The following is a 19,719-nucleotide window of genomic DNA, read 5'->3' as shown; positions in this document are numbered from 1 at the left end:
CTTGCCTTGCAGGTAGACGGGCCTCCGTCGGCCACAGCTCCGCAAGCTTCGCCAGCAGCCAAAACAACGGGGGAGAGGAGAAGCCGGCCGGTCACCTAAGCCGGCCCGGCAAAACAACTTGGTCCGCACCCGCACCCATTTCCAGCCGCTTGACAGACATAGAAGCGTCGGGGAAGATTTGTCGCTAGCTGGTTCTACGGTTGACTGAGTGTGGCGAGGCGGCGCTGGTACTCCTCGTCGTCGATCTCACCCCGGGCAAAACGGGTGCGTAGTACGCTTTGGGCTTCCTCTGCCGCGGAGGAGGAGTCGGCAACCTTCGTCACGTCTTTCTGCCCAAGCCGGATGGAAAGCATGATCAACGCCACCGTTGCTGCGGCCATGAGAAGCAGTAGCAAAATGAACCAAATCACGACGCCGCCCATCATGCCCCCGTCCATCATTCCGCCGTCCATCATTCCATCTGTCACGGTCGCACCTTCCGATAGGTTCCGGCTTTGACTGCCCAGCAAATGTATGTGCCTGGGCGTCAGCTTGGGATGTAGTTGGAACTGGCACGGGGCCAGGGGATAGAGTGTCGTCTTGTAGTTACTATAGTCGATAGTAGTAGTGAGCACTCCAGTGTGGTTCCGGGTAAGTGTGGAGCCCGGTTCGGCCTCCCGGTGGTCACGGGTCCGCCTGAGCCCAGGCTGCCGGGCAACGCTGGGCGCCCGTACCCGGGGTTCGTTTCACCTCTACATTCACCGGCACCAGGCACCACTATTTCGACCCCCATACGGATGGTGCGCAAAACGGTGCTATCCACCACAGGAGGAACAGCATGCACGTCACTGTCATCGAAACCCCGCAGCTGGGTGACCGCAGCTACCTCGTGCACGACGGGCAAGTCGCCCTGGTCATCGATGCACAACGTGATATCGACCGTATCGAGGTCCTTCTCGACCAAGCCGCGGTGCAGCTCACCCACGTGGCCGAGACCCACATCCATAACGACTACATCACCGGCGGGCTCGTCCTGGCACAGAAACACGGAGCCGCGTACCTGGTCAATGCCGCCGACGAGGTTTCCTTCGAACGCACACCGATCTCCGACGGTGAAACAGTGCAGGTTGGCGAACTCAGCGTGAAGGCCGTGGCGACCCCCGGCCACACCCACCACCACCTTTCCTTCGTGGTGACCCACGGCGAGGACCAGGCCGTGTTCTCCGGTGGCAGCGTGCTCTATGGTTCTGTGGGCCGTACCGATCTGCTTGGCTCCAAGTACACGGTGGGCCTGACGCACGACCAGTGGGTTTCCGCTCGCCGCCTGGCGAGGGAGGCTGAGGAGAAAGCAGTGTTGTACCCGACCCATGGGTTCGGTTCCTTCTGCTCCTCGGGCCCGGCCACCGGAGCCTCGGAGTCAACCCTGGGCGAGCAGCTCACCACCAATCACGTCTACACCGACGGGGATGAGGAGCACTTCGTCACTGAGTTGATCGCAAATCTGACCGTCTACCCGAACTACTACGTGCACATGGCGCCGGCCAACGCCACCGGTCCCAGCGAGCCCAACCTCGAGGTGCCTGATTCACTGGACCAGGATGAGCTGAAAGCCCGCCTGGAGGGCGGGGAGTGGGTGGTGGACCTGCGCAACCGAGTGGCGTACTCCTCGGAGCATCTCAAGGGCACGATCAGCTTCGAGTACGGCACCGGTGGAAGCTTCACGACCTTCCTGGGCTGGGTCTTCCCCTATGATCGCCAATTGACTCTGGTGGGCTCGCGTGAGGATGTGGAGAACGCGATCCGTGACTTGTCCCGGATTGGTATCGATAACCCTGACGCCGCTCTAGGGGAAGATCCCGAGAAGCTTGCCCCGGGCGCGACCGTGTCCTCCTACCCGCGCGTGGGCTGGGGCGAGGTGCTTACCGGCCGCCCAGCGCAGGAACAGATCCTGGACGTGCGCCGAGCCGAGGAGTACGAGGCCTCCCACATCGACGGTGCGGTCAACATCCCGCTGCACGAGCTGATCACCCGCATGAACGAGCTTCCGCCTGGGCAGCTGTGGGTGCACTGCGGCTCCGGCTACCGCTCCGGGGTGGCCGCGTCCCTGCTGGAACGGGCAGGCAAGAGCGTGGTTCAGATCGACGCGATGTTCGAGGAGGCCGCCGACGCCGGACTGCCCATAGCCCACTGACCGGCCCGGGCACCGTCTGGCCCCTGGGTGGACCAAAACCGTTCCAAGGTTCCGACCGATAGCACTCTCCGGAACCATCACTTGCACCCGTCTGACGGAACACAAGTTCAACGGACTAGTGGCCCGTCGAAAAGGGGTAATAACAGGCCTGAGAGAGCGCCCATAACGACGATGACTACCGCCGCTGCATATGCCGTTTGAGTAGCCCAACGGCGTGAATGAGGGCTGTCCACCTGCCCTGACGCTGGTGCAGGTGTGCGGTGGAAAGCAGGCACGATCCACCGCAGGTAGTAGAACAGGCTCGCAACCGTATTGATCGCGGCTATGGCAACCAGCCAAGCCAGACCGCCATCCCAGGCGGCTGTGAATGTCGTGAGTTTCCCAAAGAAGACCACCGTCGGTGGAGTGCCGACCAAGCTCAATAGGCTCACGACCAGGGCGACTGATAGCCAAGGTTTACTTCGGGCCAACCCTCTGTAGTCCTCAAGAGCGGTTCGCCCTGTAGCCGCAATGACGGCGAACGCACCAAGGTTCGTGACAGCGTAGCCTCCCAGATACAGGAGCAATGACGGTAGTGCCAGGTCAGTTCGTCCTGCGACGGCCACGGGCAACAGCAGGTAGCCTGCCTGGCTGACGGTTGACCATCCCAGCAGGCGACGCGCGTCCGATTGGGCGAACGCAGCGAAGTTTCCGAGGGTCATGCTCATTGCCGCCAGTAGCCCTATCAGGAGCGGCCAGTTCACCGACGGGGGCATTACCAGCAGGAGACGGTAGATCGCCACGAGCGCACCGATTTTGGGTACGGTCGTGAGGAACGCGGCAGCGCTAACGGTCGATCCTTCAGCAGCGTCAGGAACCCAGAAATGGGATGGAACAGCCCCTGCCTTGAATACCAGACCGGCCAGGACGCCCACCAAACCCAGCGCGATCACGCCAGCAGGCATGTCAACCAGCCCGGCCTGGAGCGTTGCGTATGCTGTTCCACCTGCCAGTGCGTAGAGGAGGGTTACCCCGAGCAGCAACGCAATGCCGGAAAAGGCACCTAGCAAATAGGTTTTCATGGCTGCTTCGGCACCAGTGGCGGACCTGTTCATGCCGATCAGGGCGTACAGCGGGATACTGGCCAGAAGGAATCCGACAGCCAGGATCAGTAAGTCGCTGGTGCCCGACATCACCATGGCCCCCAGAGCTGATAGCAGCATCAAAGCATAGGTTTCACTCTCTTGCGGCCCAGCGGTAAGTTCCTCCACGCCAAGGACGATGACCAGCACCGTGGCAAGGCAGATGATCAGGCGCGCCGCATTGGTTCCAACGTCAACGGCGAAGCTACCCTCGAACACTGTCCGCACAGGCTGGGCGAAGGCTAACCCTGCCAATGCAGCACCGGCCAGGAGGGCGGCAATCGCAATGACACGACTAATCCACTGCCGGTCGCGGCGCAGGAACGAGCCACTCAATAGAGCCGCGATTGCGCCGACGAGCACGATCATCTCCGGGGCGACGGCCAGGAAGTCCATGCCCGCCCCGTTATCCATCTCCATGGATTACCGTCCGAGAAGAACGACGACGGTGCTGGCCGCGGGTTCGATGAGATCCAGCAACGGACGAGGGAACACGCCTATCAGCAGGGCCAGCAGCAATAACGGGCCGACAGAGAACAGTTCACGGGTCGTGAGGTCGGTGACGGCATGCGTTTTCTTTCCAGCGCTTCCGGTGAGCAGGCGCTGGAGGGCGAGCAAGAATAGAGCCGCGGTGATGAGAATTCCCGGCAGGGCCAGCGCAGTGAGAGGAACGGTTCCAATGCTGCCAGCGAAGATTTGGAATTCGGCGATGAAACCGCTGAATCCAGGCAGGCCAAGCGAGGCGAACGCGCCCACGGCGAAAAGGGCGGCGAACTTCGGCGCCTGCCCGGCCAGGCCTCCGTAGGAGCCCATGTCGTATGTGCCGGCGCGGTCCTGAAGCACACCGGCGAGCAGGAAGAGCGCAGCGGTGATCAATCCGTGACTGACCATCTGCGTGAGAGCTCCTGTGACAGCAACCTCCCGGGCCGAACCGCTGCCGGCGACGCCGGCGGCACCAACTGCCAGGACGACGTATCCCATGTGGTTCACCGAAGTGTAGGCGATCATCCTTTTCAGGTCGGTTTGAGCTAAGGCCACTAACGCTCCGTACAGCACCGAAATTATTCCTATTGCGATGATGAGCCAAGACCAGGCCCGCCACGCTTCGGGCAACATTGGCATAGCAATGCGCACGAAACCGTAGGTTCCCATCTTCAGCAGGACCCCGGCGAGCACAGCAGACCCGATTGCCGGAGCGTCGGTGTGGGCTGGCGGCAACCAGGTATGGAAGGGGAACGTCGGGGTTTTGACGGCCAGACCGAGCAGAATCGCTCCAAGTACCCATCCGCCGGCCACCGGGTTGCCATCAAGAGGCGCGCTGGCAGCAAGTTCGACCATGTCGAAGGTATGAGGCTCGGCGTAAAGATAGAGACCGATGAATCCGAGCAGCAGCGCCAACGACCCGAGGAAGGTGTAGAGGAAGAACTTCAGCGCTGACCGGGCGGCGTTGCCGTGTCCCCATCCGGCGATGACGAAGTACATGCCCACGATGGATAGGTCGAAGAACAGGAAGAACAGGATGAGGTCCTGGGCGGCGAACAAGCCCAGGCAGGAGGTTTGCAGGAACAGGAACAGGGCTGCCTGAATCCGGGGGCGTTGATCCTCTTTCAACGCATACACCGCGCAGGCAAGAAAGACCACGACTGTCAGCGCCAACAGGGGTAGGGATAGCCCGTCCACGCCCACGTGGTAGCTACTACCCACGTTCGGTATCCACTCGACTTGCTCCTCGTATCCCAGCTGCCCTGCCGCTGGTGTCCGGTACCCAAGCCACATCACCCCGACCAGGGCAGCGTCGATAGCAGTAATCAGCACCCACGCACACCGTGCGGTCCTGTCGGGAATCTTCGGGAATGCTGCCAGCACGACGGCGGCGAAGAGGGGCAGGAAAACAACGAGACTGAGCACGGTCACCTCACGAGAAGTAATAGGACGACGGCCGCGGCAAGTACCACCACAGCCTGGGCGTAGTAGTGGTGGAGCTGCCCTGTTTGCGGACGACGGGCGAGAGAGCCGAAGCGCCGTGCCGCCCTCGCCGTGGCCTCCACTGCGGCATCGACCCCTCTAGCGTCCGTACGGGCGCTAACGTCTGCAGCACGCAAACTGGCGGTGGAAATACGATCCACTGCCGTGTCGAGAACCGTGTCGTCGACGTCGGCAGTGCGCTTCGCGGCTGCTGGGGCGAGCTTGGCCAAAGCCCACACTCCCCGGTCGAGGATATTGTCATCGAAGCGTGCCAGGAGGCCGGCCAACCCGACGACGGGATGCACCATCAGGAGGTGGGCGGCGCGTTCGAGTCCGAGCCAGTCCGATGCCCAGCGGGGCTCGGGAGTCCTGAACCGGGCCACGAGAACAATGACGACCACGGCCAGGACCGTAGACACCACCAGTTCTATCCATCCCGATTCCGGGACCGGTTCCCGGTTGAGAGCACTACGTAATAGATCACTCACCGGTGGCAGGGCCAGTGCTCCGAGGACCGCCGCTGCCACTGCCAGGACGAACAGCGGCGCCTTCTCCCACCTTCCGATATGCCGGGTTCCGTGCTCCTCGATGTCGTACTGGTCCTCGGTGTTCGCTGTCAGCGGCCGCCATACAACGATCAGTATCTTTCCTGCGTACGCAGCCGAAACCAGTGCGGCGGCCAGTCCTACTCCATATAGGGCGAGCGACTCTTCCAGCGCAACCGCGAGGACCGCGTCTTTGGTCGCCCACAGCGACAACGGTGCCACTCCGGCCAGACTCAAGGCGGCCACCGCGAAGGTCACGCCGACCAGAGGCCACCGCCGTCCAGCCCCACGAAGCGCACTCAGTTGCTTGGTCCCCAAGGCTGTAAGCCAAGCCCCGGCAGCAAGGAACAGCGCCGCTTTCGTCGCCGCGTGCGCCACCAGGTGCGCGGTTCCGCCTGCGGTAGCCCCGACCCCGGCTGCCAGGACAACGAATCCGAGCTGGGCGGCGGTTGAGGCGGCCAGGAGCTGCTTGAGGTCACGCTGGGCAACAGCGACTGCGCCCAACCCGAGGGCAGTCAGCGCACCGGTCCAGGCCGCTGCCTGGGCAGCCCAGCCGGTTACCTCCAGTAGCTGTTCAGTGCGCAGCAGCAAATACCCGCCCATAGCCACCATTGCCGCTGAATGCAGTAGAGCACTGACCGGGCTCGGGCCCTCCATGGCACGTGAGAGCCAAAAACTGAACGGCAGCTGTGCCGCCTTCCCTAAAGCGGCGATCAGGATTCCTGCGGCAATAAGGTCCCGCCATCCTGGCGGTGCGCCGGAAAGAGCCGCCAGCTCCATCCCGGTACCAGCTGCCAGGGCGGCGCCCGCGGCCGCATACAGGCCAAGGTCAGCTGTGCGCGTGACCAGGAAAGCTGTCATGCCGCCGCTGACCCGCTGAGGCTCGTACCAGCGGAATCCGATGAGGGCGTAGGACATGGCCCCCATCAGTTCCCAGGCAAACAGCAGTGTCACCAGGGTGGTGGCGGTCACGGTCACGAGCACCGCTGCCGTGAACAGCAACATGAAACCATGGAACCGGGCAGGTGGAGAGATTTCCCTGGCAGCTCCTCTCGCAGATGCGAAGACCAGTACCACCAATGCCACTGATGCAACCGCCGGTAACACTACAGCGGAGAGCGCATCGACGGTAAGACCGAAATCCGCACCCTGGACGAACGGTACCGACAGTGTCGGCCTGGTGAAAGCCGTACCGATGGCTACCGCTGCCACAACGGTTGAGACAGCCAGCGATACAGGCACAGCCGCCCTGTCTACTCGGCGTCCGCCCACGCACAGCACAGCGCCAGCGACGGCAGGCAGGCCGATCAGGAACCAGAACACGATCACGCTCATCCTGACAGATCCGTAGCCATGTCAGTCATATCCGATTTGCGTGAGCGATGTAGCAGCGTGGCCACCGCGAAGCCCATCGCCATTTCCACGGTCATCGCCGTGATCACCACGAGCAGGAGCACCTGACCATCAGGGGCTGGAGCGAGGAACCACCACAGCCCGGCTGCCGCAAGGATGACGCCGTTGAGCATCAGCTCCAGGCCCATCATCACCATGACCACGACCTGCTGTGACAGGGCCCCAAAGAGGCCGACGCAGAACAACGCGGCCGAAGCGATCAACACAGCCTCCAATGTCATCGTGGGTCACCTTCCCCTGGTCCGCCAGGCGGTCTGCGGCGTAAGTCATCGCCGAAGCGGTCGTACCGGCCCCGGGGGTTAGCCAGTACGATCGCCGCTACCAGAGTGGCGAACAATACGGGGCTCACAGTGAGCATGACCAGCATCTTGGAGCCCATGATGGTTTCACCAAGTGACTGGGTGAGATCAACCGCCGGTGTGCCCCTGCGGTCAGGCCAGGGCACCATAAGGGCCGCGGTAAGAAGTCCCAGGAACACCCCGGTGGCCAGGATGGCGGAACCCCGTTTGTTGTGCACCATGCTCATCGGCATCAGCGCCGGGTTCATCCCCATGAACATGATCATGAAAATGCCCATGATCGCCATTTCCATCACCATCATCAAGATAGTGATCACACCGATGTATTCGAGGTTGAACAACAGGAGCATGACACCGACGGCCACAAAGGAAACCGCCAAGGCGTATGTGGCCCTGGCCATCGAATCAACCCGAAACACCGCAATCCCTGCGGCAATCGCGACAACGGCCAAGAACCAGAAGAGCACAGCGCTGATCACAGGCCACCTCCGAGTGAGACGAGACTGACGAGGAGCACCTGCAACAACACCACCGGAAGCACGATGACCCATGCCGCCTCCACTAGACGGTCAGGGCGGACCACCGGGAGCAGCCGGCGTACATAAATGAATGCCGCCAGGAGGACCACGGTTTTCAGGAAGGTCCATACCCACTCCGGTCCGAACGGCCCTGACCCCCCACCAAGGAACATCGGAACCGCAAAAGCCGCGCCCGCCGCCAAAAGTGCGTACCTGCCAGCCAGGACCAGGAACCTGTCGACGCTGGAGAGCTCGGTGAGGACACCGCCGGCGATGTCGCCACCAAACGCGGCTGAAAAGGGACCCCAGACAGAGAACGCGAGTACGGAGGCACAGAAAACCAGGAAAGCCACCGGCATCCAGACCACGAACCACAGCCCCTGTTGGGCCACAACGACATCACTGACCCGCAAGCTTCCTGCAGCGACCGCCGGTGCTGTCAGTGCAAACATCAACGGAAGCTCGTAGGACAGCGCCTGGGCAAGGAACCGGTGCCCACCCACTAAACCGTGGGCGCTGTTTGCGCCCCACCCGGTTAGCCACACCAGCGCCCACACCATGACGTCCATGGCATTGAACCAGGCCACGCCGACGGAAAGGTCAGCGACCGTCCACCGGCCAAAGGGCACCACCACAACCATTAGCAGCGCCACCACGAGCAGCCCCGCCCCGCCGACCCGCCAGAGTAATGGGTCTGAAGCAACAAGCACCCGCCGCCGTTGGCGCAGAAGACGCGCCGTTTCCCAGATCGGCTTTCCCACTCCGGCGAGCAGAGGCCGCCTATCGGAATGCGCGGCCAGGGCACCGTCGACACAGGCTCCTACCAAGGCCATCAACCCAAGCAGAACGGCAGCAACCACTACCCATCCCGGCGCTACCTCAACCAGACCCTCAACCATGATCGGTTCTTTCCACAAGGACCGGTGCGGCGTTGAGAACGGACGCGGCAACAACCAGCCGGGCAGCAGCAACATCGAGCCCGACTAGCCGCCCCACCAAATCGTGGGCTTGTACCTGCACCTGCCCGTGCAGGGTCCCGCCTACCGCATGTCCGCCTTGCTCTTCAGCCCCTGCTGCCCGGCAGACTTCGTCAAGGCTGCGGCACAAAGCCTCAAGCACCCCGTCTGGCTCCTTCAAGGACCACTTCAATGCCCGAGACCGGCGTACCCTCCGGTGAAGCCGGAACAACTGGCCGGCCGTCTCCTCCACCGACACGCCATCCAACAACCTGTCACGGACGCCGAACGCCATGGTCGCTGCTCGAGACCACCCAGCAACCGCGAGTAGCCGCCCAATCCCATCACAGCGTCGAAGAACCCCATCGCGTCGAGCAGCGCCATTACCGCCACCTCCCCCGGCTACCGCAGCCGGGGGATGAGAACCACCGGCTGGCAGGATTTCGACCGCTGCTTCCGTGATGACGTCTCCCTGGAGGGCACACCGAATCACCAGACCGGCTGGCCAATGCAGTAGTACAGGCCCCAGAGGAACATTCAGGACATCCAGATTCAGCCCATCCCGGTCAGGGCCGCCCTCAGCTAATCCGATCCCTCCGGGCATCATCATCTCCATGCCGCCGTGGTCCATATCGCCGTGGTCCATGGCTGAATGATCCATATCCGCATGGCCCCCGGCTTCGGCATGAGTGTCGTCGGGTTCGCACCCGCCGGTGCCGTCATGCTCGTGGCCGGTGGGGGAGGGACGCATACCATCATGTTCCGCGCCTTCGCCCGCAGCCGAGGGAGTATCGGCGGCGCTGGCACTGACCGTGTGGTCCATATGGCCGGAGGAGGGGTCCGCGGTCTTTTCTCCGTCGCCTTCGGACGCCTTCTGTTTCCGGGAGACGGCGTCGCGGCGTTGCGCGGCGCTGTCAAGGATCATGGTGACGGCTCTATCGAGTGCTGCAGAAATAGCCTCTTCGTGCAGGGCCTCTACTCGGACCCGAGGCCCAGGCAACTGTTCCCATACCCGGTCACAAACGGAGGCGAGGTCCGCTCCAGGTACTCCGCAGACGAGCAGGACGTCCGCGTCAGCGGGCGATTCGGAGACCGCCCATCCTCGGGAACGCACTACGGTTTCCGCGCGCATCCTGGTCCGGTCCCACCCGGGGATTTCGATGATGAGGATATGTAGACGGTTCACGGCCGCACGGGTGAGCGCATCTGCTAAACCCAACGGAGCGCTCCTTCACGCCATGCCCAGAGGACCCCGGCCATGAGTACGCCAAGAAAGATGAACATCTCCATCACAGCTTCAATTCCGCTGTCGGCGGCGACAACCGCCCACGGGTACATGAAAAGCATCTCGACGTCAAAGGCCAGAAAGATCATCGTCAGCGGGTAAAAGCGGGCGTGGTAGCGGGAAAGCGCGTGCTCTTCCGGTGTCCAGCCGGACAGGAACGGTAGGTTCTCGATGGGTTTCGCCTCGACCGAGGTAGCCCTGTTGAGCAGATAGAGACCTCCGACGAAGGCTGCTGCAACCAAAAGCATCACAAACACACTGAGATAGGTAGAGCTCACATTCCCTCCCTTGATGGCTTCCTCTACAATCTCATGTTCCGAGGCAGAGCTGCTGGTTCAATCGTTTCTCACTCAGCTCAGTTCAGCCCGTTCCGTCCGTCCGACACTTCATCACCCGGTAACAGCATCGAATAGTCTCAGTTCTACCCCGAGGCGACTCAGCTACGGTAGCCCAAACGTACCGAAACCAGGCGTATAAACGACCCAGGGAATCCCCGCCGGCTCTCCTTCAGGAGAGGTCCGCGCGGTCCCTCAGGGTTCTACCGGGAAGGCTAGAGTGCCGGGAGCAAGTATCTGCGGTTCGGTTCCTCCATCGAGGATGGGTTACTGCTGGTCCAGCATGCCAAGACGGCGCCGGTATTCCTCGTCGTCGATTTCTCCTCTGGCGAATCGGGCCCGCAGAATCTCGTGCGCCTCACCAGAACCGGATCCTCCACCCTTGGTTTGGGTGTTGCGTGCACGTTTCACCGCGAAAACGATCAGCGCTGTCGCCGCGGCCGCCAGGAGTAAAATCACCACAACCGACCAGATCGCAGCCCACCCCATCATTCCGCTGCCCATCATTCCGCCCATGTGCCCGTCCTTTCGTCCGCTCGTTAAATACTGAACCCCACACTACTAACGATTTTAGTAGTGTGGGGTTCAGTCGGCACGGGACTTCGATCGGCTTGCTCGCAGATAGGTCAATTTGGGACGTCTCCGCTGGATTCGCTAGGTGGAGGCGGGAAATCCGGTCGGGCAGGTCTGGGCGTAGGCGGTTGATGCCGCTGGTGCTACGGCAACGGCTAGGGGCAGGACGAGCATCACGGTTGCGGCTGAGACGGCGAGGAACGCGTGCAGTGTACCGAGCGGCGCTGAGGGTGTGGCAAGCCTGCGGACTCTGGCCAGTGCGCTGGTGCCTCCTGCGCCCAATGCTGCGGAAGGGGCGGGCCCTGCTTCAGCCAAGCGCACCATAGCTGTTGCAACCGTGAGTCTGGCGTTGCTGCGGGCAGCCCGGTCATCGGCGTCCATCTCGATCAGGCGTGCGATTTCGCTGTGTGCGATGCTGAACGCTGGAACCCGGGGGAATGCGCGGTGGATTGCTTCTGCCACCGCCACGATGATGTGGTGACGTGCGCGCAGGTGCGCCTTTTCGTGGGCGATGACAGCAGTTCGTTGATCTTCGTCCAGGGCGCCGAGTGCTGCAGATGTCAGGACGATCTCATTGTTACGTCCTGGGAGGCAGTAGGCGGCGGCCGTTTGATGCTCCACTACGAGGAAGCGGCCGCTGGGATCCCTGCGACCCAGCAGTGCCAGGGACCGCGACTGACTCCGGTGGGCCTTTCGTGCGGAGATGAATTCCGAGAAGAGGCAGTACCCAGTGCGCGCCATGACGGCTGCGGCCATGAAGGCACCGGCCGTTGTCACCGCTGCCCCTCCAGGTGTGGAGTACTGCTCCTGAAGGACCGTGACACAAGCTCTCAGGAAGTCCGCCAAAGTCATGGTGAACGGCATAGCAGGAACCGCTAACATCACGCCTGCGAGCACGACACTCGCGATGACAGTGACGGATAACGACTGCCACACGATGATACCGACCTTGGGGGAGCGCTCGGCCCACGTACCCTTGCGTAGGAGCGGTGCGGCTCCCGCTGCCGCCACGGCGTAGGCGATGAGTAGGAGTGCCCCGATCACTTGCTGGCCTGGGTTTTGTCCTGCTCGGCACGATCCAGAACCGCCCGTAGCTGTGCGACCTCGTCAGCGGGTATTTGCTCAAGAAAGTGCAGAAGGGTCGCGGTGCGATCGCTTCCACCGGCAAGAACCTCTTGCATGTGGGCCGCGGCGTACTGTTCCCGAGTTTGCGTCGGCCGGTAGCGGAATGCACGCCCGTCGGGTTCACGGTCAAGCAGGCCTTTGCGGTGAAGTGTGTCCATCACGGTCTTGACGGTCATGTACGCGATGTCGCGGTTTCGCTGGATGTCCTCGAGTATGTCTCGTACGGCCGCCGGCCCGGGGCGAGACCACATCCGCTCCATGATCGCCGATTCGAGCTGGCCAAGACGGTGCATGCCAGGTCCCTTCTGTCGTACGTGTAACCCGCGTTCAGGGACAATCCTACCGCGCATAGTAGATGCCCCGGTGACGGCGGTGCTACTTTAGCCTGCGTCGGAGTTTCTTCTCTGACGGTCGGCCGTAGCTGAAGAGTTGCCCATCAAGCAGGATGCCGGGAGCGAAGACGACGCCGTGACTGATCGCGAGGTCCCGGCCATGCTCGCTTGTCAGTTCAATCTCCTCAATCGACAAGGGGTGGGTAGCTGATATGTCCTGGAGGATGGCTTTTGCCTGCTCACACCAGGCGCAGTTGTCCTGGGTCAGCACAGTGACGGTCGTTGGCATCAGCTGACCCGCCCGGCTTCGAGGTTTTTCATCAGTTGCTGCACCGGAACATACATCATGTAGTTCGGGGCGCCACCGTAGTCGGCCCGCCACTGGATGGTGCCATCAGGGCCGACCAGGATGAAGGTGTGGCCGTTACGTGAGTCACCCATCATGCCGTACTTGTTCGTCTCGTAGCCTCGAGAGACGTCCAGGTCAGTATCGGCCAGGGCAACCGATCCCAGGCCATCGTCAGCCATTTTCTGGGCTATGAGATCCACAGGCCCGCTGGTGATGGTTACCAGGGAATCTATTCCGGCCTTCTGCAGAATTGCGGGTGCCATTTCCAGATCTCTGATCTGATCCCAACAGGGCTGGCATCCCAACCCCTCATGGAAGTAGAGCAAGGTGGATTCGCCGCTGTAGTCGCTCAAATTGACGGTGTTTCCCTCGGTAGAGGGAAGGGCGAAATCTGGGGCCGCCTCTCCAATCCCCGGTGATCCGACGTCGTATACCGTGCTCGCCGCTTCAGCGTTCGTTGGTTTGGGGTTGACCGATCCCTGATAGATCAGGAACAAGCCGACCACAGCAGCGATTACGCCAGCGGCAACCACAAACCAGAGGCCTGAACGGCGTGAGGTCCCTTTGGCCTGGGAGGTAGAAATTTTCGTTGATCCCATATCAGAGGGATTCCTTTCCAGTGACGATACGGTAGGCCCCAGGTTCCTGCGGCACACTCCCATCACCTGGGCCTGGGGTGGCGTCGCTTTGCCCGGCAGCTGGTTCGGTTGCTGGGGGATCGTCGAGCGGTGACTCCGCGACGATCGTTGAATTGCGCCGGCGGATCGCCAGGACGATCAGTGAAACCAGTGCGCCGAAGATCAGCAGGGTGGTGGTCCAGCCCGGGACGAAGGCCAGTAGTTCCTGAACGTTCGAGACGAAATGCGTAAGCGCGGCGGAGAAACGCACTTCCCAGCCGTCGGTTGCCATGCCGGGTCCGCGAATGGCCAAGGCTATCGTTAGCGCGCCCATCACGAGCATGAGCATCCCGGATAAGAAGGTCGCAACCGGAACACGGTAGGAACTTTTAGGCCATAGCGGTAGCGTGCGCCCGGTGAGGAATTTTCGTTGCCCGATGCGGTGCCGGTCCCAAGCCAGCGCCATTGCGCACAAGGGCGCGACCATCCCGAACACGTATGCAACGCCGACGGCAAGGGCGGCGGGAAAGGACGACGCGGCCCCGGATATTGCTGCTACTCCTGCTAACACCGGGGCGCAACATGCACTTGCGGCACCAGAGAAAGCGCCGAGCGTGTAGACGGACCGTATGTTGCGTCCACCACCTGATCCGCCACGCACAAGCATGGGAAGCATGATTTTTCTGCCCGCCAGGATCAGCGCACCCATCACGATCATCGCCGATCCTCCGACTGCGAAGATCGGTGTGTGGTACTCGATGAGGAGCCGGCTCAATGCCGCCGCCCCGAACGCGATTGGCAGGATGATCGTTCCCACACCCGCCGCAAAAACCAGGGTCATACCCAGAATCTCGGTTTTTCGCCGGAATGTCGTGGCGAAAAACGCCGGCAGCATGACCGACACGCAGCATGGGGCAAACAATGCGACCATGCCGCCCAAGAATGCCGCCAAGATGGTGGTGGACAGGAGTATTTCCTCCACGCCTTGGGGTCTGAGGAGGATCGGTACGGAAATTCACGGTAAGGGATCCGGTTACTGTTGAATTGGCGCCATGGCGGTTGATTTTCTAAGTGATGAGCAGGCCGCCGGGTTCGGGCGGTTCCCTGATGAGGTATCGCGGGAGGACCTGGAACGCTTTTGCTGGCTGGATGATGCCGATCTGGCGGTAGCCGGCCGCCGCCGGGGGATGCACAACCGTCTGGGATTCGCCGTGCAGTTGGCTACGGTGCGGGTCTTGGGCCGGTTCCTGACGGATCCGTTGGCTGTTCCCTGGCCGGTGGTCGAGTCCTTGGCTGGACAACTTGGGATTGCGGATGCCTCCGTTCTCAAGCTTTACGCGCAGCGGACACAGACCGGTTATGAGCATGCTGCGGAGATCTCCGCTGTCTACGGGTACGTGGAATTCGCTGATCCGGCCAGTTACCAGGATCTGAAGCTGTTTTTATCGGCCCGGGCGTGGACGTCGTCGGAAGGACCGGTTCGCTTGTTTGAACGTGCGGCGGTCTGGTTGCGTGAGCGGAAGGTCCTTCTTCCGGGCGTCTCCACGTTGACTCGCCTGGTTTCAGAGGTTCGCGCCGGCGCGAATGAGCGGCTCTATGCCGTGCTGGTTGACGCGGCCGGACACTCCTTGATCCATGAGCTGGAGGGTCTGCTTCGCGTTGAGGAGGGTTCGAGGCTGACCGCGTGGGAAAGGCTGAGGACGGGACCTTCAAGGGTATCGGTGCCGGAATTGCTGCGGCAGCTGGACCGGCTGGCACGCCTGCGGGCTCTGGGCGCGGAGACTGTTGGCCTGGAGACGGTGCCCGCGGGCCGGATGAACGCCCTGGCCCGCTATGGGCTGGCAGGCAAGGCCTCGGCGCTTCAGGGGCTGTCGGGCCAACGCAGGGGCGCCACTCTGCTGTGCGCCGTGCGGGCGTTGACGGCCGAGGTTGCCGATGATTTGTGTGATGCCCTGGATGCGATCGTCACCGAACGTGTGGTCCGCAAAGCGGCGCGGGAATCCGCAACAGCCCGGTTGAAGTCCCTTCCGCGAGTCACTTAAACGAACGTATAAATGATGGAGGGCAACCGGATGCTGGTCGGCTATATGCGGGTTTCCAAAACCGACGGATCACAGACCACCGACCTGCAGCGCGATGCCCTGCTTGCCGCCGGCGTCGACTCCGGCCAGTTGTATGAAGACAAGGCGTCCGGCAAACGCGACGACCGCCCGCACCTGACCGCCTGCCTCAAAGCCCTCCGGGACGGCGACACCCTGGTGGTCTGGAAGCTCGACCGCCTCGGCCGCGACCTGCGCCACCTGGTCAACGTCGTCCATAACCTCACCGAACGGGGCATCGGCCTCAAAGTCCTCACCGGACAGGGCGCCGCCATCGACACCACCACCGCCTCCGGGAAACTGGTCTTTGGAATCTTCGCGGCCCTGGCCGAATTCGAACGCGAGCTCATCTCCGAACGCACCCTCGCCGGCCTCGCCTCGGCACGGGCCCGCGGACGAAAAGGCGGACGGCCCTACAAAATGACACCGGCCAAAGTCCGGCTCGCCATGGCATCCATGGGCCAGCCCGACACCAAGGTCGGAGACCTCTGCGACGAGCTGGGAATCACCCGGCAGACCCTGTACCGGCACGTATCACCCACAGGGGAACTGCGTCCGGACGGTGAGAAACTTTTTTCCAGATAGTCTGCCGGGCAGTGAACAGGGAACGGGAAGCGGCCTAAACCTACGGTTCAGCGCCGCCGGGCGGCTATTTGTCCCCGCCGCCGCCCTAATCCCCTGTGTGTCAGCCTGTGGGGCGGGGGTTTATGTGGTCAATGGGGCGCATGCGGATGGCCACGATGAAGCCGGAGAGCGCAGTCAGGCCGGCGACGGTCAATACGGCTGCCGGGATGCCGTAGGCGTCGGCGATGAGTCCCGAGAGCAGGGCGCCGACGGCGAATCCGCCATCGCGCCATAGCCGGTAGATGCCGACTGAACGTGCCCGCCACCCGGGATGGGCGACGTCGCCGATCGCTGCAAGCAGCGTCGGGTAGACCATGGCGGTGCCGGCACCGAGCAGGATGACGGCGGCAAGCCAAATTCCAAAGTCATTCCCGAAGGCGACCATGCCCAGCGCCGCGGCCTGGACGAACATGCCGCCGGCGATCAGGGGTTTGCGCCCGATCCGGTCCGAGAGCGCGTAGGTGACCAGCTGCCCGGCGCCCCAGACGGCCGGGTAGAGAGCGGCGAGGATGCCGATGCGTTCGATGCTGAGCCCTGCGGCGGCGAACAGGACGGGGAAAAGTCCCCAGGCGAGGCCGTCGTTGAGGTTGTTCACCATCCCGGCCTGGCTGACGGAGGAGAGGGATTTGTCGCGGAAGCTGGTCAGGGTGAAGACGGCACGGTTGCTCAGCCCGGCCTGGCTTCCGGCGTGGACCGGGACATGGGCGGCGGCTTCGGCCTTGGCGTGGTGGTGGGTTTCCGGCACGGCCAGGACGGACAGGCCGAGTCCGACCGCGATGAAGGCGGCGCCGAGCAGGAACGGCCCTGGACGCAGCCCGTAGGTGGAGGCGATGTAACCGGTGGCCAGTGCGGTGCCTGCGACGCCGAGGTAACCGGCTGCTTCGTTCAGCCCCATGGCCAGGCCGCGGCGTTCGGGGCCGACGAGGTCCATTTTCATCATCACCGTGGTCGACCAGGTCAGGCCCTGGCTGATGCCGAGCACCACGTTGGCCGCGACGATCCAGCCCCAGGACGGCCCGTAGATCAGCAGGACCGGGACCGGGAGGGCGATGAGCCAGCCGGCGACCAGGACGGGTTTGCGGCCGTGGCGGTCCGAGAGGGTTCCGGCGAAGTAGTTGGTGGCGGCTTTGGCCAGCCCGAACGCCAGGATGTAGGTAGGGCGGAGGTGTACTGGTCGAGGTGGAAGACCTGTCCGGCGAGCAGCGGCAGCACCGTCCGCTCCTGGCCAAGGGTGCCGCCGACCAGGGCGTTGACGGCGACGAGGAGCATGAACTGGGCAAGGTTCTGCCGCAGGCCCAGCGTGATGCCCGCTGGGGTTCGGGGCTGCCGGCGGGCGGGGTGTTGCCTGAGGCCATTGACGGATCCTGTCGGTGTTCGGTGCGGTATCCGGCTGAGCCGACGGCGGTGTCCCTGTGGATCCGGCCGTTTACCCGCCCGTGTCTGTTTTGATTCTGGACGTATCCGCACCGGGGGTCGTAGGGCACAGGTTGCAGAGCCATGGGTTGCAGTGAGTTTTCCCGCGGTCGCTGGCTGGTCAGCGGGCTTGGACGGTGGCCATCATGCCTTGGTCTTCGTGGTCCAGGATGTGGCAGTGGAACACGGTGCGGCCGGGAAAGTCGTCAAAGGCCACCCGGACTTTCACCTGGCTGCGGGCGGGGACGTTGACCACGTCCTGCCAAGTGGGCCTGGTCACGTCGCGGCCGCCGTCCTGGACGACCTGCATGGGCCACACGTGCAGGTGGACGGGGTGGTCCATGGGGCTGGAGTTGGCCAGGGTCCACTCTTCCACGGTCCCGGCTGCTGCCGTCTCGTCGAGCCGTTCGGGGTCGAACTTCCGTCCGTTGATGGTGAAGGCCATCATGGTGCCCTGTCCGCTGCCCATGCCCATTCCCCCGCCCATGTTTTCGTTCATGCCCGTGTTTCCGTTCATGCCCATGGCGAAGTCCAGGGTACGGGCGGCGGTGACCGGTTCGTTCCGCAGATCGCGCAGCGGCTGTCCCTCGGGCACGGGCCCTGGGTCAGTGCCGGCGCTTCCCGAGACGGCCAGGGTGAGCAGTTCGACCGGGTCGCCACCGGGTACGTTGTCACCCCTCATGGCCCCGCTCATCATGGCGTTCATGCTGCCGCGGTCCACAGGGGCCGCGGTGAGGGTGGAGGATCCCTCTCGGGTTTCCACGAGCAGCTCAACGCGGTTGCCAGGGGCGAGAACCACTTCGGTGACGTCCTCGGGGACCGGCAGGCGTCCGAGGTCCCGGCTGAGCAGCCGGACCCCCTGGCCCTCCAGTGCCAGGCGCAGGTACCGGGAGGGGCAGGCATTGATGATCCGCCACCGCTCCCGTTCCCCGGGGGCGGCGCGCAGCTGCGGGCGGACCTGCCCGTTGACCAGGACGATCTGTCCCTCGCGTCCCATCATCTGCTGCATCTGGTTTACCTCGGCGAGATTGCCGTCGGCGTCGAGGGACAGGTCGGAGACCACCAGCACCCGGTCCCGGGTGACCGGAACCGGGTCGGGGTCTTCCACCACGATGGCCCCGTAGAGGCCGGCGGCGACCTGGTCGGCGACGTGGCCGTGGCGGTGGGGGTGGTACCAGTAGGTACCCGGCGGGTGGTCCCCGGGCAGGGCGAACTCGTAGTCGAAGGACCCGCCGGGGTCAATGCTGACGAAGGGGTTGTCGCTGTTGCCCTGCGGGGAGACGTGCAGTCCGTGCACGTGCAGGTTCGTGGGAGCCTGCAGCCCGTTGCGCATCGTGACCCGGATCGTGTCGCCAGCGTGCACCCGCAGGGTCGGGCCGGGCAGGGAGCCGTTGAACGCCTGAACGGAGGCCTCCCGCCCGCCGACGCGGACCCGTGCCGGCGCGGCGGTCAGGTCCAGTTCCAGTACGCCGCCGCGGCTGGCCAGCACCTGGGGTTCGGCCAGGTCCTCACCCCCGGCGTATCCGGAGCCGGAGCCGGTGCCGGTGGTCAGCCACAGCCCGGCGCCGCCGGCAGCGGTAGCGCCGGCTCCGACCGCACCCAGTGCCAGCAGCTGGCGGCGTGTCAGCTGCCTCACGGGCCGTTCTCCTCCAGGATCCGCCGCCGTTCCTGGTATTCCTCGGCGCTGATCTCGCCGCGGGCGTAGCGCTCCTGAAGGATCTCCCGGGCCCGGGCGGGGCCGACACCGGTGCGCGGTGGTCCTTGCAGATCGGCGGGGGTGTTGCCGCCGGCGTTGCGGGTGAAGGCTTTGACCAGCACCACGGCGAGCACGACTACGCCCGCGATCAGCAGAAGCCAGAAGATCCAGGCAAGTCCCATCCCGCCCATACCAAAGCCGTTCATCATCAAAGGGGATTCCTTATCTCTTGTCGTGCACGGCCAGGCCGTTCCTGACCGTGGACTTTCAGGGGCCGTGCAGTG

At 63.4% G+C, this 19,719-nt stretch carries 21 protein-coding genes and 1 pseudogene; 4 read left to right on the top strand and 18 right to left on the bottom strand.

The window, feature by feature from the left end; all coding sequences use genetic code 11:
* Window positions 1-194: 194 nt before the first annotated feature.
* Entirely contained in the window at window positions 195-467 is a 273-nt protein-coding gene (locus ACZ2GY_RS16525; RefSeq protein WP_471672533.1) for an SHOCT domain-containing protein, read from the bottom strand.
* A gap of 350 nt (window positions 468-817) precedes the next feature.
* Between ACZ2GY_RS16525 and ACZ2GY_RS16520 the strand changes: the two genes are divergently transcribed.
* Entirely contained in the window at window positions 818-2,170 is a 1,353-nt protein-coding gene (locus ACZ2GY_RS16520; protein ID WP_471672532.1) for an MBL fold metallo-hydrolase, read from the top strand.
* Between the two features lie 107 nt (window positions 2,171-2,277).
* Here the strand turns inward: ACZ2GY_RS16520 and ACZ2GY_RS16515 are convergent, their stop codons facing one another.
* The 14 genes from ACZ2GY_RS16515 to ACZ2GY_RS16450 form a co-directional block, all read right to left on the bottom strand.
* On the bottom strand, window positions 2,278-3,711 hold the full coding sequence (locus ACZ2GY_RS16515; protein ID WP_471672531.1) for an NADH-quinone oxidoreductase subunit N: 1,434 nt from the start codon (window positions 3,709-3,711) through the stop codon (window positions 2,278-2,280).
* A 3-nt stretch (window positions 3,712-3,714) separates the two neighbouring features.
* Window positions 3,715-5,199 carry a complex I subunit 4 family protein gene (locus ACZ2GY_RS16510; protein WP_471672530.1) on the bottom strand — a complete coding sequence of 495 codons (1,485 nt, stop codon included), beginning with the start codon at window positions 5,197-5,199 and terminating at the stop codon, window positions 3,715-3,717.
* Window positions 5,200-5,201: 2 nt separating this feature from the next.
* A complete protein-coding gene (locus ACZ2GY_RS16505) occupies window positions 5,202-7,136 on the bottom strand; it encodes a proton-conducting transporter transmembrane domain-containing protein (protein ID WP_471672529.1) in 1,935 nt (644 codons plus the stop codon).
* Window positions 7,133-7,435 (bottom strand): NADH-quinone oxidoreductase subunit NuoK, encoded by a 303-nt coding sequence (locus ACZ2GY_RS16500; RefSeq protein WP_471672528.1) that lies wholly within the window; start codon window positions 7,433-7,435, stop codon window positions 7,133-7,135. The genes ACZ2GY_RS16505 and ACZ2GY_RS16500 overlap by 4 nt, the downstream gene beginning before the upstream one ends.
* Window positions 7,432-7,992 (bottom strand): NADH-quinone oxidoreductase subunit J family protein, encoded by a 561-nt coding sequence (locus ACZ2GY_RS16495; RefSeq protein WP_471672527.1) that lies wholly within the window; start codon window positions 7,990-7,992, stop codon window positions 7,432-7,434. The genes ACZ2GY_RS16500 and ACZ2GY_RS16495 overlap by 4 nt, the downstream gene beginning before the upstream one ends.
* Complete coding sequence (locus tag ACZ2GY_RS16490) at window positions 7,989-8,930, bottom strand: NADH-quinone oxidoreductase subunit H (RefSeq protein ID WP_471672526.1); 942 nt, start codon at window positions 8,928-8,930, stop codon at window positions 7,989-7,991. The genes ACZ2GY_RS16495 and ACZ2GY_RS16490 overlap by 4 nt, the downstream gene beginning before the upstream one ends.
* On the bottom strand, window positions 8,923-10,206 hold the full coding sequence (locus tag ACZ2GY_RS16485; protein ID WP_471672525.1) for a hypothetical protein: 1,284 nt from the start codon (window positions 10,204-10,206) through the stop codon (window positions 8,923-8,925). The genes ACZ2GY_RS16490 and ACZ2GY_RS16485 overlap by 8 nt, the downstream gene beginning before the upstream one ends.
* Window positions 10,197-10,550: an NADH-quinone oxidoreductase subunit A gene (locus ACZ2GY_RS16480; RefSeq protein WP_471672524.1), complete on the bottom strand. Its 354-nt coding sequence runs from the start codon at window positions 10,548-10,550 to the stop codon at window positions 10,197-10,199. The genes ACZ2GY_RS16485 and ACZ2GY_RS16480 overlap by 10 nt, the downstream gene beginning before the upstream one ends.
* A gap of 324 nt (window positions 10,551-10,874) precedes the next feature.
* Window positions 10,875-11,123 carry an SHOCT domain-containing protein gene (locus ACZ2GY_RS16475; RefSeq protein WP_471672523.1) on the bottom strand — a complete coding sequence of 83 codons (249 nt, stop codon included), beginning with the start codon at window positions 11,121-11,123 and terminating at the stop codon, window positions 10,875-10,877.
* A gap of 138 nt (window positions 11,124-11,261) precedes the next feature.
* On the bottom strand, window positions 11,262-12,224 hold the full coding sequence (locus ACZ2GY_RS16470) for a M56 family metallopeptidase (RefSeq protein WP_471672522.1): 963 nt from the start codon (window positions 12,222-12,224) through the stop codon (window positions 11,262-11,264).
* Window positions 12,221-12,598 (bottom strand): BlaI/MecI/CopY family transcriptional regulator, encoded by a 378-nt coding sequence (locus ACZ2GY_RS16465; protein WP_090588469.1) that lies wholly within the window; start codon window positions 12,596-12,598, stop codon window positions 12,221-12,223. The genes ACZ2GY_RS16470 and ACZ2GY_RS16465 overlap by 4 nt, the downstream gene beginning before the upstream one ends.
* Before the next feature lie 82 nt (window positions 12,599-12,680).
* Window positions 12,681-12,926 carry a glutaredoxin family protein gene (locus ACZ2GY_RS16460; protein ID WP_471672521.1) on the bottom strand — a complete coding sequence of 82 codons (246 nt, stop codon included), beginning with the start codon at window positions 12,924-12,926 and terminating at the stop codon, window positions 12,681-12,683.
* Window positions 12,926-13,585, bottom strand: a complete 660-nt coding sequence (locus ACZ2GY_RS16455; RefSeq protein ID WP_471672520.1) for a redoxin domain-containing protein — start codon at window positions 13,583-13,585, stop codon at window positions 12,926-12,928. The genes ACZ2GY_RS16460 and ACZ2GY_RS16455 overlap by 1 nt, the downstream gene beginning before the upstream one ends.
* 1 nt (window position 13,586) lies before the next feature.
* The gene (locus tag ACZ2GY_RS16450; RefSeq protein WP_471672519.1) at window positions 13,587-14,444 is read right to left on the bottom strand and encodes a cytochrome c biogenesis CcdA family protein; all 858 of its coding nucleotides are present in this window, start codon (window positions 14,442-14,444) and stop codon (window positions 13,587-13,589) included.
* A 211-nt stretch (window positions 14,445-14,655) separates the two neighbouring features.
* Between ACZ2GY_RS16450 and ACZ2GY_RS16445 the strand changes: the two genes are divergently transcribed.
* Window positions 14,656-15,645 carry a DUF4158 domain-containing protein gene (locus tag ACZ2GY_RS16445; RefSeq protein ID WP_471672518.1) on the top strand — a complete coding sequence of 330 codons (990 nt, stop codon included), beginning with the start codon at window positions 14,656-14,658 and terminating at the stop codon, window positions 15,643-15,645.
* A 30-nt stretch (window positions 15,646-15,675) separates the two neighbouring features.
* On the top strand, window positions 15,676-16,287 hold the full coding sequence (locus ACZ2GY_RS16440) for a recombinase family protein (RefSeq protein ID WP_169997921.1): 612 nt from the start codon (window positions 15,676-15,678) through the stop codon (window positions 16,285-16,287).
* 100 nt (window positions 16,288-16,387) lie between these two features.
* On the opposite strand, the pseudogene ACZ2GY_RS16435 reads toward ACZ2GY_RS16440, so the two are convergent.
* Window positions 16,388-17,595: pseudogene (locus ACZ2GY_RS16435) on the bottom strand (MFS transporter).
* Between ACZ2GY_RS16435 and ACZ2GY_RS16430 the strand changes: the two are divergent.
* Window positions 17,506-17,775 (top strand): hypothetical protein, encoded by a 270-nt coding sequence (locus ACZ2GY_RS16430; RefSeq protein WP_471673617.1) that lies wholly within the window; start codon window positions 17,506-17,508, stop codon window positions 17,773-17,775. The pseudogene ACZ2GY_RS16435 and the gene ACZ2GY_RS16430 overlap by 90 nt on opposite strands.
* Before the next feature lie 85 nt (window positions 17,776-17,860).
* Here ACZ2GY_RS16430 and ACZ2GY_RS16425 read toward each other — a convergent pair whose 3' ends face one another.
* Complete coding sequence (locus tag ACZ2GY_RS16425; RefSeq protein WP_471672516.1) at window positions 17,861-19,375, bottom strand: multicopper oxidase family protein; 1,515 nt, start codon at window positions 19,373-19,375, stop codon at window positions 17,861-17,863.
* Window positions 19,372-19,644 (bottom strand): SHOCT domain-containing protein, encoded by a 273-nt coding sequence (locus ACZ2GY_RS16420; RefSeq protein WP_171586608.1) that lies wholly within the window; start codon window positions 19,642-19,644, stop codon window positions 19,372-19,374. Before ACZ2GY_RS16420 ends, ACZ2GY_RS16425 begins: the two co-directional genes overlap by 4 nt.
* Window positions 19,645-19,719: the final 75 nt, after the last annotated feature.

The organism is Arthrobacter sp. KKT183, from assembly GCF_055657625.1.
This window is presented reverse-complemented; position numbering and strand designations above follow the sequence as displayed.